The sequence below is a fragment of the Paenibacillus thailandensis genome (genome assembly GCF_042685365.1).
GTDB classification, from domain to species: Bacteria; Bacillota; Bacilli; order Paenibacillales; family Paenibacillaceae; genus Paenibacillus_AP; species Paenibacillus_AP thailandensis.
In genome coordinates, this window is the sequence record NZ_JBHUMY010000006.1 from 116,251 (window position 1) to 128,126 (window position 11,876).

Sequence of the window (11,876 nt, forward strand, 5' to 3'; positions counted from 1 at the left end):
CGTTTAGTAACGAAAGGGGAGTTTTCACGTGAAGCAAAAGAAAAAGATGCTTACCTTCGCGGCGGCCGCGATGCTTCTGTTCACTGCCGCTTGCGGCGGTAACGGGGGAAGCGCAAACGAGGATGCCGCGGCTTCCAACGCCGGTGGCGACAGCAGCGGCAATAAGCCCGTAACGCTTCGGATCGCTTGGTGGGGCGGCGACGCCCGCCACGAGTACACGAAAAAAGTGATCGACATGTACGAAGAGAAAAATCCGAACGTGACGATCGAAGTCGAGTATGCCAACTATGACGACTACTGGAAAAAAATCGCGCCGCAAGCGGCGGCCGGAGAACTGCCCGACATTATTCAAATTGATACAAGCTATTACTCCCAATACGCCGGCAAAAAGCAGCTTGCGGATCTGACGCCGTTTTTCGGCAAAGAAATCGACGTCACCAACATCAGCGAAAACGCGTTAAACGCGGGCATTTACGGCGACGGCAACTACGGCATGAACTTAGGCGTCAACTCGCTTGGCTTCCAATACGATCCCGAGCTGCTCAAAAAAGCGGGCGTCGACAGCATTCCCGAGAACTGGACTTGGGACGACTACGTAGCCATCGCGGCCAAGGCGAAGGACGCGGGTCTCTTCATCGACGACGGCATGCGTCCGGAAATTTTCTTCGCCTATTATCTCCGTACGAAAGGCGAAACGCTCTATAATGCGGAAGGCAACGGCCTGGGCTACGAAGACGATTCCCTGTTCGTCGATTATTTCGGCCGCATCGCCCAGCTCGTCAAAGATAAGGCGTCTCCTACGGCCGACGCGAAAGCGCAAATCAAAGGCTTTGAAGACAACTTCTTGACGAAGGGCACGCAAATCGGCATTTGGCAATGGTCGAACCAATTCGTAGCGCTGCAGCAAGCGGTAAACCGTCCGCTGGAATTCGCGCCGATGGTCGGGCCGGATATGCAGAAAGGCCTTTACCTGAAACCAAGCATGTTCTTCTCGATCGCGGAAAGCTCCAAGTTGAAGTCCGAAGCGGCGAAATTCATTAACTTCTGGGTCAACGACGTAGAGGCGAACAAGCTCATTCTCGGCGAACGCGGCGTTCCGGTGTCCTCGGCCGTGCAGGAAAGCATCAAACCGCTTCTGAGCCCTGCGCAGCAGCAAGTGTTCGAATACGTCGCTTGGTCCGAAAAGAACAGCTCGCCGGCGGATCCCGTCGATCCGATCGGTTCCGCCGAAATCATCGACAAGCTGAAGACGCTCTCCGAGCAGATGGAATACGATCAAATTACGGTGGAAGACGCGGCGAAAAACTTTAGAACCGAAGCGAACGCGATTCTTGGCAAAAATAAATAAGTCCCGCTTGTCATTGGCGGCAGCGTATGGTAAATTACTGCTGAAATGACAGACGGGAAAGAATCCCGGTCACGTGCATGCATTGCGCGAGACCGGGATTTTTTTGTTGAAATATAAGAATTTATAAGTTTTGCGCTATAAATTGTCTTCTAATGGGGAGGAATTGGGCATGGCGTCGCAACAGTTATCGGAATGGAGCGCAGGAAGCGTGATCGGCGGCCGTTACCGGATTGCCGGAATATTGGGGAGAGGGGGCATGGGCACCGTTTACGCCGCGGAAGACTTAAAGCTTCACGGCAAGCTCCGCGCCATTAAAGCGCCCGGCGGACAGGCGGGCAACAAGCGGTCCTTCGCCGAAGAGGCGGAGGTGCTTATGAAGCTGAGCCATCCCCATTTGCCGCAAATCGTCGATTATTCGCCTCCTAACGAAGAAGGGCCGGCATGGTTTGCGATGGACTACATTCCGGGCGATACCATTGCGACGTTAATCCGGGAGCGCGCGAGACCGATTCCGTTTACGGATATAATCCGGATCGCGCTGCAGCTTTGCTCGGCGCTCGCCTATATGCACGGGCAAAGCCCGCCAGTCATCCACCGGGATTTGAAGCCGTCCAACGTCATGATCGACAAGAGCGGGTATGTCCGGCTGATTGACTTCGGCATCGCAAGAAGCTATAAGCCGGAAGGCGGGGAGGACACGGAGCTGCTCGGCACGCCCGGCTTCGCCGCCCCGGAGCAGCAGGGAGGAAGCCAAAGCGGCGTATGGACCGACGTGTACGGGCTTGGGGCGCTTCTCTATTACATGGCCACGGGCGGCAGAAGGTATGAAGGCGCTGGAAGGCGCGGAGAGCCGTGGAAATGGCTCAAGCCCGATATTCCGGTGCCGTTCCGCCGGGTGCTGGAGCGGATGCTGGACGAGGTTCCGTCACGCCGCTACGTTTCCATGGACGATGCGGCGGCTGCGCTGCAATCGATTCTGCCGGAGGAGCAAGGGCGTTCGCCGCGGGAGCCGGGAATGACGGCAAGCGGAACGTTTGCCGTGCACGTATTGTCTCTATCGGGAGGAACCGGAGGAAGCTTTATCGCCGTTACGCTGGCGAAGCTGCTCGCCAAGCAAGGAGTGAAGGTTGCGGCCGCGGAACATCCGCTGGTCCGGCCCGAATGGCATGCGCTGATCGGCGGAGGGGCCGGAAGGTTATGGAGGAAAGGACCGGCGGTCCGCGCCGCGGACGCATCCGACAGCCGTTATATGACGTGGACAAACGCCGATAACGTATTGTGGCACGGGCTGAAGCCGGACGGACCCGCGGATTGGCACGGCGGCGGCCGGGAGTCGTTTGAGCTGATGCTTCAAGCCGTTTCGGCTTCCGTTACGGTGATCGACCGGTCCGCCTATTGGGAAGAAGAAGCGGCGCGGAAAGAGCTGCTTGATGCGGACGCAGTCGTGATCGTGGCCGATCCGTTCCCGTCGAAATGGCGGGCGGCCCGGCTCGAGCTGTTGCGCCGGCTCACGCTCGAGCGCGGCAAGGACGGCAAGTATACGGTATGGATCGCGAACAAGGATATGCCTTTTCGCGGGCGCCTGGAGTGGCTGGACTTGCTGCCGCCCGAGGGGACGATACGCTTTCCGCTGATGCCGGCGGCCGAGGTATGCGGCTTGGTCTGGAAAGGGCTGTGGATGACGGACGACAAGAAGATGGCGGCAGCCGCGGAACGGGCGCTCCGTCCCTTGCTGGACGGCTTGAAGCGGCGGCTGCGGACAAGGGCGGGGCGGCTATGATACAATGGTACGGACGGAAATCGCCGATCCGTTACGAAAGTTCTATTAGAACGATAGGCGCCAAGTCCTTGTCGTTCGCTGCATGATTGCATCCCGCCAAGCCGGTCCGCCTCCGCAGCGGACGGGCTAGCTTGCTTTTCAATATCAGCTTCTTTATGATGAAATCAATGCAGCCATTATTGGAAGAGCAGGTGACATAAACGATGAAACAAAATATATTGGTCGTAGAAGATGAAGCGGGAATCGCCCGCATATTGCAATTGGAGCTTGAACATGAAGGTTACAATGTAGGGATGGCCGCCGACGGGCGCACTGGCTACGAAATGGCCGCTTCCGGCGAATGGGAGCTGGTGCTGCTGGACGTCATGCTGCCGGAATTAAACGGCATCGAGGTTCTCCGCCGGCTGCGTCAGGCGGGCAATCCCGTTCCGGTCATTTTGCTGACCGCAAGGGATACGGTGCCGGACAAGGTCAGCGGTTTCGAGCACGGGGCGAACGATTATATTACGAAGCCGTTTGCGATGGAGGAACTGCTTGCCCGCGTCCGCAACATACTGCGAATATTCCAGCAAAATCCGCGCGAAGCGGAAGGCAACGACATCATGAAGGTCGGGGATTTGACGATCGAGCTGCGTACCCGCAAAGTGTTCCGCAAGGATATCGTTATCGAGCTGACGCCGCGCGAATTCGAGCTGCTCGTTTATTTGGTCGAGCATAAGAACGAGGAGAAATCGCGGGAAGATATTTTGTCCGACGTATGGGGTTACGATTTTATCGGCGAGACGAATCTCGTGGACGTTTATATCCGATACTTGCGCCAGAAGCTTGACAAAGGCTACCGGCACAAGCTGATCCACACGGTGAGGGGCGTCGGTTACATGATTAAGGAGCCCGATGCATGACCCTTCGCAAACGATTTACGCTGTTCACGATTTTTTGGCTCATCTTTATTTTAATTTTGTTCAATATTTTCGTTTATTTTTACGTGATCAAAATCACGACGGACAGCGAAGAGCGGGTGCTTACGAATAAAGTGAACCTGATTCTGGAAAACCCGAAAATCCAGAACAGCACCGGCCTCAGCGATCCGGACCTGCTGAAGGAATATTACAACGTCAACGAGCTGATCCGGATCGTGCTGCCGGACGGCAAGGTCGCGAACATTACCGGATCCGACCCGACATTGCTCGAGCTGCCGGCGGAATTTAAAACCCAGCACAGCACCGGGATGATTAGCCGGGGCGGCGAGCGGATTTTGCAAATGCAGGTCCCGCTGTACGATGGACAGGACATCGTGGCCATGCTTGAAATCAACCGGGTGCTGAACGAGCTCGACAGCTATTTGCAAATATTGGTCGCCGCGCTAACGGTTACGACGGTCGGCGCTATTTTGTTTGCGATTTTCGGGACGTATTGGTTTACGTCGCGGCTAACGTCGCCGATTCAGCAAATGGTGTCGACGATCCGCGAAATCGACCGGAGCGGCAAGCTCCGCAAAATCGAAAATACGAATCCGGAGGAATCGGCCGAGCTGCAGCAGCTCGTTCGCGCCTTCAACCAGATGATCGACCGGCTGGACCGGACGTTCGAGGCGCAGAAGCAATTCGTTGCGGACGCTTCCCATGAGCTGAAAACGCCGCTTACCGTCATCAGCAGCTATACGACGATGCTGAAACGATGGGGACGCAACGACGAGAACGTCCGCAACGAAGCGATCGAAGCGATCGACAAAGAAACGGCGCGCCTGCAAAGCCTGATCAAGTCGATGCTGACATTGGCCGAGGCGGAACAGGAGGATTGGCTGAATCAGGAGCAATTCGACGTTGTCCAGCTGGCGAACGAAACGGCGTCCATGCTGCAAACGACGTTCCAGCGCCCGATTCGCGTCAAATCTTCGGCGAAGGCCGTCCGCATGTATGCGGACAAAAACAAAATCAGGCAGCTGCTCGTTATTTTGCTGGACAATGCGATCAAATACAGCAAAGATCCGATCGACGTATCCGTTACGCTTATGAAGAACATCGTTCAGATCGAAGTGAAGGACAAAGGGATCGGCATTCCCGAGGAAGACATTCCGAACCTGTTCGAACGGTTCTTTCGGGTCGACGGGGCGCGTGCCCGTTCAACGGGCGGCGTCGGCCTTGGGCTGTCCATTGCCAAACGGATCGTCGATCTTCACGAGGCGAAAATCGACGTCTTCAGCTTGCCTGATCTGGGCACGACGATTACGCTGCAATTCAAACAAAAACGCTAGGGGGAAACGAATTGAAATACCGCGTCGCAGCCGTTCAATATCATCTGGAGGATATAACGTCATTCGAGCAATTTGCCGCGCAAGTCACCCATTATGTGCGCAACGCGGCGGAATACGGGACGGAATTTCTGCTGTTCCCGGAATTTATGACGACGCAGCTGCTGTCGATCGGAGACGGGAGCGGCGGCGCATTGCCGATTGAAGCGCTCCCTTCGTTTACGGATCGATACGTGTCGCTGCTTGGCGGGTTGGCGGCCGAATACGGCATGTATATCGTCGGCGGCACGCATGTCGTGGACGCGGGCGAAGGGAAGCGCCAAAATACGGCGTTTCTGTTCCATCCCGACGGCAAAGTCGACCGCCAAGCGAAGCTTCATTTAACCCCGACGGAAGTGAAGGATTGGGATATGGCTCCGGGGGAAGGGCTGCAAGTATTCGAAACGCGTTTCGGAACGGTCGCAATGCTGACCTGCTACGATATCGAGTTTCCGGAAATCGTTCGGATGGCGCGGGCGAAGGGCGCGGACGTCATTTTTTGCCCGTCCTGCACGGACGACCGGCACGGCTTCTACCGGGTCCGTTATTGCTGCCACGCAAGAGCGGTGGAAAACCAGGTGTACGTCGTCACGACCGGTACGGTCGGCTCGCTCCGCAAAGTCGATTTCATGCGGGCGAACTTCGGTCAGGCTGCCGTCATCACGCCGAACGACATTCCGTTTCCTCCCGCCGGCGTTATGGCGGAAGGGGTTATAAACGACGATATGCTTATCGTGGCGGACATCGATTTAAAGCTGCTTGAAGACGTAAGGGCCGCAGGCTCGGTTACGACCTGGCGCGACCGCCGCACCGACCTGTATCCCGACTGGCGGCCGTAAGAAGCGGGCGGCCGGGGCATACAAGAGCATCGAAGCATTGGCGAGGAGGGATACGTTGTACAAGAAACTGATCGTATTTCATGACGGCAAGCCGGTGCCGGCCATTATCCGGAATTATACGAAACATGACTTCGCCGGATTGATCGCGCTGCAGAAGGAAAGCTTTCCTCCTCCTTATCCGGAGGAGCTGCTATGGAACGAGACGCAGCTGACGGCGCATGTCGATCATTTTCCGGCCGGCGCGTTATGCGTCGAGACGGGAGGCCGCATCGTCGGCTCGATGACCGGCCTGATTATCCGGCTGGACGATTACGGACATCACCACAGCTGGGAGTCCATAACGGACAACGGCTACATTCGAAACCACGATCCGGAAGGGGATACGCTGTACATAGCCGACGTGTGCGTAACGCCGGAGTACCGCAAAGCGGGCATAGGCAAGTGGCTGATGCAATCGATGTACGAAACCGTCGTTTATCTCGGATTGAAGCGGCTGCTCGGAGGAGGGCGGATGCCGGGGTACCACCGGTATGCGGACGAGATGACGGCGAAGCAATATTTGGAGAACGTGGTGCTCGGTCAAATCAAGGATCCGGTCATCACGTTTCTGCTTCGCTGCGGCCGGATGCCGATCGGCGTCGCCGCCAATTATTTGGATGACGAGGAATCGTGCAATTACGCCGCGCTGATGGAATGGAACAATCCGTTCCTGCAGCAGGCCGCAACCGAATAACAGACGATAAAAAGAACGGGAGAAGGAGAGGGTGACTATGCTTTACCATCGCATCGTTTCGATCGAGGATCCGTATTTCGCCAAGCTGCATCAGTTGCTGCAAAACATTTTTCCGCCGGAAGAGGTTCTGGCGTACGAGCTTTGGAAGGAGCCGCTGGAGGACGAAGGAATCCATGTCTATGTAGCTGTACATGACGGAGAGGTAGTCGGCGCCACCGAATACCGTTATTATCCCGACATGAAGGTGGCGATGACCGACTTTACGATTATCGGCCGCCCGGCCTTAGGTATCGGACGATTTCTGCTGCGCAACCGGGAGCGGGATCTCGAGCGTCTGGCGCGGGAATCCGGAACGGCGTCGATCGGCATGTTCGCCGAGGTGTACGATCCGTACCGGGACCTGGGACACGGCTTCGGAGACGTCTCGCCGATGAATCCGCATGTGCGGCGGGAAGTGCTGTCCCATATCGGTTATAAGAAACTGGACTTGCGGTACGTTCATCCTTCGTGGGACCACGAAGGGCAAGCGGTGGAAGGGCTTGATTTATGCTTCCTGCCGGCCGACGAGGAACGCTCCGATATTCCGGCTGCGCTTGTCGCGCAATTTTTGAAGACGTATTATTCCGCGCTGCCGAATAAGCCGCAGGCTTGGCTCGATATGGTCGAGGAGCTGGAGAAGCGGGAGACGATCGGGCTGTTGCCGTTATGACTACGATTACGTTTAGAGGCACCGGCGACTCGATGGGAGTGCCGCGCGTCTATTGCGATTGCGCCGTATGCGAGGAAGCGAGGACGACCGGGGCGAATCGGAGACTTCGGTCGCTTGTTCAGATCGACGACGAAGAGGCGGGCACGGTTCTAATCGACTGCGGACCGGACTGGGGCCGCCAGATGGAAGCGGCAGGACTGAAGCGTCTGGACCAAATGTTGATTACCCATGCCCATTTCGACCATATCGGCGGTCTCGTGGAATGGGCCGACGCGTGCCGCTGGCTCGGCGAACGCGGCGACGCTTATGCGCCGGCCGAGGTGATCGGGGAAATCGTAGCGCGGTTTCCTTGGCTGGACCGCCACATCGCCTTCACGCCGATCGACGGACCGTTGATGCTCGGCAGCTGGCGAACGTACTGCTGGCGGGTCAACCACGGCAAAAACGGCTATTCGTACGCCTACCGGTTCGACAACGTCCGCACGGGGAAGAAGTGGGTTTATTGCTCCGATTCGATCGGGTTGACCGAAGAGATGCAGCGGCATATGTACGGTCTCGATTTTCTTGTGCTCGGCACAAGCTTCTATCAGGAGCCATTCGCGTACGAGACCCGATCCGTCTACGATGTGGTGGAAGCGTTGGAATTGCTGAACGTTTGGCAACCGGCGCAAACCGTCTTTACCCATATGTCGCATGACATCGATATATTGCGCGACTATGGACTTCCGGAAGGCGTCCGTTTTGCGGAAACGGGAATGAAGGTCGTTCTGTAAAGGAATGGAAAAGGATTTGTTGACAGGAAGCCTGTCCGTCATTTATGATGTATTTAACTTTTTGTCGTTTAGAAAGGGGCAATTTTAATGATTACGGGTGTTCTTAACTCCTAATTGGATAGCCGGGACTCGTTTCCCGCCGAGCGGTTGTACGGGCTTAACGCATTTCGGATGCGCCGGAAGCTCTGTTTGCTGCTGCGATGCGGATAGGTCCCGCTCCTAGAGTTAAGAACATGCGTACTCCCCCGCCTAAACGATGAATTCGGCAGCGGATAAGGAAACCGTGCTCTTGCGGCACGGTTTTTTTGCGTTGATTTTAGGGTATGCCTGCTCCGATTGAGCAGGGTTTTATACCGGTCAGCGTTTTTTCCGCATACGCCGGCAATCCGACAGGAACGGAGCGCGACACGCGTTCTGTTCCTGTTTTTTTGTTTTTCGAGCACAAAGCTACTGAGGAGGATGAATCGGTTTGAATCACAAGGAATCGGCATTAAAGCTTTTGGAATTTACGCAAATCAAGGCTAAGATGGCGGCTTTCGCCGTCTCGCCCGCCGGCCGGGCGTTGGCCGAAAGTCACGAGCCAACAGACGAGCTTCGCAGAGTTGCGGCGCTGCTGAAAGAAACGGAAGAAGCGGCGGCGCTTCTCGCATCGGGCGCAAGCGTCCCGCTCTCGGCCATGGAAGGGATCGATCCGTTTATGGCGCTTTTGGGCAAAGGAAGAATATATACGGAAAGCGAGCTGGAGCAGCTGTCGGTATGGCTCGCCTCCGTGTCCCAGATGAAAAAGTATATGGACAATAAGCGCCATATCGCTCCGACGATTGCGGCTTACGCCGATTCGATGCACGAATGCCGCGATTTGCGGGAGGAGCTTGTGCGCTGCATCCGGTTCGGACGGCTTACCGATCAGGCGAGCCCGTACTTGGCCGACATTCGGCGCCATATATACGCGGCAGAGCAGCGGATCGAGAAAAAGATGGAGCAGACGCTTACGAAATACCGCTCCGCTTTGCAGGAACAGCTTGTTACGAAGCGGCGAGGCAGGCTTGTTATTCAAGTGAAGCGCGAGCTGAGGAAGCAGGTGCCCGGCACGGTCTGGGACGAATCGGCCAGCGGGCAAACGCTGTTCGTCGAGCCGGCCGACGTAGCGGAGCTTCAGCTCGAGCTGCAGCAGCTGCTTGCCGACGAGGAACGGGAGCGGACGGTTATTTTGTCCGGGCTGTCCGAGCTGGCGGAAGGTTACGCCCATGAACTGTCGCAGAACGTCGAGGCGATGGCTTCGTTTGATTTTATTATGGCAAGAGGCAAGCTCGGGTGCGAATACGGCGGAATCTCGCCGCGATTGTCCGAGAATCCCGTCATCCGCATCGTGAACGGGCGCCATCCGCTGCTCGGCGAAAAAGCGGTGCCGCTGAACGCGGAGCTGGGCTACGGCTATAAACAGCTGATCATTACGGGGCCGAATACCGGCGGCAAAACGGTCGCCCTTAAAACGATCGGGCTGCTGGCGCTGATGGTTCAGTCCGGCCTGCTCGTACCTGCCGAAGCCGGTACGGAATTCGGCCTGTTCCGGCATATTATGGCCGATCTCGGCGACGGTCAAAGCCTTGAGCAATCTCTTAGCACGTTCTCTTCCCATCTGACGGCCGTAAAGGCGATGCTGGACGCCGCCGGACCTCGGTCATTGTTTTTGCTCGATGAGCTGGCGGCCGGCACCGATCCTTCGGAAGGAATCGCTTTGTCCGTCGCGGTGCTGGAGACGCTGCTGGAAAGCGGCACGTTAACGGCCGCTTCAACGCATTTTAACGAGATTAAAGCGTACGCCGCGCGTACCCCCGGCTGCATGAACGCCCGTATGACGTTCGATCCCGAGACGCTTCGCCCGCTGTATGCGATGGAGACCGGCGAGGCTGGCGAAAGCCACGCTTTTGCGATCGCAAGGCGCATCGGACTGCCGCTTGCGGTCATGAACCGGGCGGAGCGATGGTATGAATCCGCGCGCAGAAGGAACGCCGCGGAAAGCGGCAGCGGGCCGGTGAATGATGCGGAAAGCATCGAGCCGACGCCGGTGCCGATGTCCGAGGTCGAGGCTCCGGCGGCAGATATGTCAAGCGCGGAAAGCGGCGGGGAGGGTGCGTGCGAAAGGAACGGCAGTGCCGCAAAGCGCCGCCATTCGGATAAAGGAAGCGGAAAATCCGATGCCAAAGCCGTCAAACGGCCTGGAGAGCCTTTCGAAAAAGGGGACGCGGTCTGGATTTATCCGCTGCGGCGCAGCGGGATCGTATTCCGCCCGGCGGACGAACGGGGCGATGTAATCGTGCAGGTGGAAGGCCGCAAGCTGACGTTCAACCGGAAACGGTTGAAGCCTTACATTAAAAGAGAAAAGCTGTATCCCGGCAGCGATTACGATATGGATATCGTGTTTGATACGAAGGAAAACCGGAAACTGCGCAAGATGATGTCGCGCAAATATATGGAAGGGGCTTCCATCGTTACGCCGCCGGAACAATAACGGCTTTCGGGCTGCATCCGTCCCCCGGCGGATCGCTTCGGTCCGTCAGGCCGGAGTTCCGCCGGAATCCAAGCCTTGCCGCGATCCGGCGTTAATCGCGGCTTTCGATGACGAGCAATCGTCCTTCGCGCAGCTCGATCAGCCCCGAATCGCCGTCCAGCACGTTGCTGATGCCTAACGATTGCCCGATCCGGAGGGTCGCGTCGCAAAGCGGGTACCGGAAGCCGGTCAACGTGATTCCGGTGACCCGCTCGGTAAGCGGCAACAGCGATACATGGGTGAACTCGCTTTTCTCCACGCTCATGGATCGACCCGTGATGGATATCCGGTTATGCTCGTCGATAATGGAAGCTTCGACGCCTTCGTCCAGCGCGGTCGACAGCAGATGAACGTTGGCAAGCGTATGGTCGAACCGCGTGCCGGTAGCCCCAAGCAGCTTAATGTGCCGCGGCTTCATCCCGAGCGCAAGACGAAAGGCAAGCTCGGTGTCGGTATAGTCTTTGTCGACCGGATCGCATGGCGACACGGTGTCGCTGCTTGCACGAACGAGCGCAAGCTGCTCCTCTTCGACCGAATCGAAGTCGCCGAGCGCCGCGTTCATCCGGAAACCTTGCGAAGCAAGGAAATAAGCGCCTTTGTCCGCTCCGATCAAAAAATCGCAATGTTGAAGATGCGGCAAAGCCCAGTCTCCCAGACTGCCGCCCGTGCAAATGACGACTTGCTTGTACATGGTGCAATATCTCCTTCAAAAAAACTCAATAGTGTCAGTATAATGCGAAAGGAACGGCAAATACAGCCAAAATGCCGCGTGCGAAAAAATTAACTTTGCATAACCGCCGGGCCGCGGATACAATGGGTAAGGACTTATTTACCTCAGAACAAACAAGCGAGC

Annotated in this window: 10 protein-coding genes; 9 read left to right on the top strand and 1 reads right to left on the bottom strand. The window is 56.8% G+C overall.

Features of this window, described 5'->3' with window-relative positions; all coding sequences use genetic code 11:
• Positions 1-46 precede the first annotated feature (46 nt).
• The 9 genes from ACFSW5_RS05425 (at position 47) to ACFSW5_RS05465 (ending at position 10,984) form a co-directional block, all read left to right on the top strand.
• Positions 47-1,348, top strand: coding sequence for an ABC transporter substrate-binding protein (locus tag ACFSW5_RS05425; protein WP_379271015.1), 1,302 nt, complete (start codon positions 47-49; stop codon positions 1,346-1,348).
• A gap of 169 nt (positions 1,349-1,517) precedes the next feature.
• Positions 1,518-3,128 carry a serine/threonine-protein kinase gene (locus ACFSW5_RS05430; protein ID WP_379270394.1) on the top strand — a complete coding sequence of 537 codons (1,611 nt, stop codon included), beginning with the start codon at positions 1,518-1,520 and terminating at the stop codon, positions 3,126-3,128.
• 203 nt (positions 3,129-3,331) lie between these two features.
• Positions 3,332-4,030: a response regulator transcription factor gene (locus ACFSW5_RS05435; RefSeq protein WP_379270395.1), complete on the top strand. Its 699-nt coding sequence runs from the start codon at positions 3,332-3,334 to the stop codon at positions 4,028-4,030.
• Positions 4,027-5,382 (top strand): HAMP domain-containing sensor histidine kinase, encoded by a 1,356-nt coding sequence (locus ACFSW5_RS05440; protein WP_379270396.1) that lies wholly within the window; start codon positions 4,027-4,029, stop codon positions 5,380-5,382. Before ACFSW5_RS05435 ends, ACFSW5_RS05440 begins: the two co-directional genes overlap by 4 nt.
• Before the next feature lie 11 nt (positions 5,383-5,393).
• Positions 5,394-6,257, top strand: coding sequence for a carbon-nitrogen hydrolase family protein (locus tag ACFSW5_RS05445; protein WP_379270397.1), 864 nt, complete (start codon positions 5,394-5,396; stop codon positions 6,255-6,257).
• A gap of 55 nt (positions 6,258-6,312) precedes the next feature.
• Complete coding sequence (locus ACFSW5_RS05450; protein WP_379270398.1) at positions 6,313-6,990, top strand: GNAT family N-acetyltransferase; 678 nt, start codon at positions 6,313-6,315, stop codon at positions 6,988-6,990.
• A 37-nt stretch (positions 6,991-7,027) separates the two neighbouring features.
• Positions 7,028-7,699 (top strand): GNAT family N-acetyltransferase, encoded by a 672-nt coding sequence (locus tag ACFSW5_RS05455; RefSeq protein WP_379270399.1) that lies wholly within the window; start codon positions 7,028-7,030, stop codon positions 7,697-7,699.
• Positions 7,696-8,472 carry an MBL fold metallo-hydrolase gene (locus ACFSW5_RS05460; protein ID WP_379270400.1) on the top strand — a complete coding sequence of 259 codons (777 nt, stop codon included), beginning with the start codon at positions 7,696-7,698 and terminating at the stop codon, positions 8,470-8,472. Before ACFSW5_RS05455 ends, ACFSW5_RS05460 begins: the two co-directional genes overlap by 4 nt.
• A gap of 469 nt (positions 8,473-8,941) precedes the next feature.
• The gene (locus ACFSW5_RS05465; protein WP_379270401.1) at positions 8,942-10,984 is read left to right on the top strand and encodes an endonuclease MutS2; all 2,043 of its coding nucleotides are present in this window, start codon (positions 8,942-8,944) and stop codon (positions 10,982-10,984) included.
• Positions 10,985-11,075: 91 nt separating this feature from the next.
• Here the strand turns inward: ACFSW5_RS05465 and ACFSW5_RS05470 are convergent, their stop codons facing one another.
• Complete coding sequence (locus ACFSW5_RS05470; protein WP_379270402.1) at positions 11,076-11,714, bottom strand: thiamine diphosphokinase; 639 nt, start codon at positions 11,712-11,714, stop codon at positions 11,076-11,078.
• Positions 11,715-11,876 lie beyond the last annotated feature (162 nt).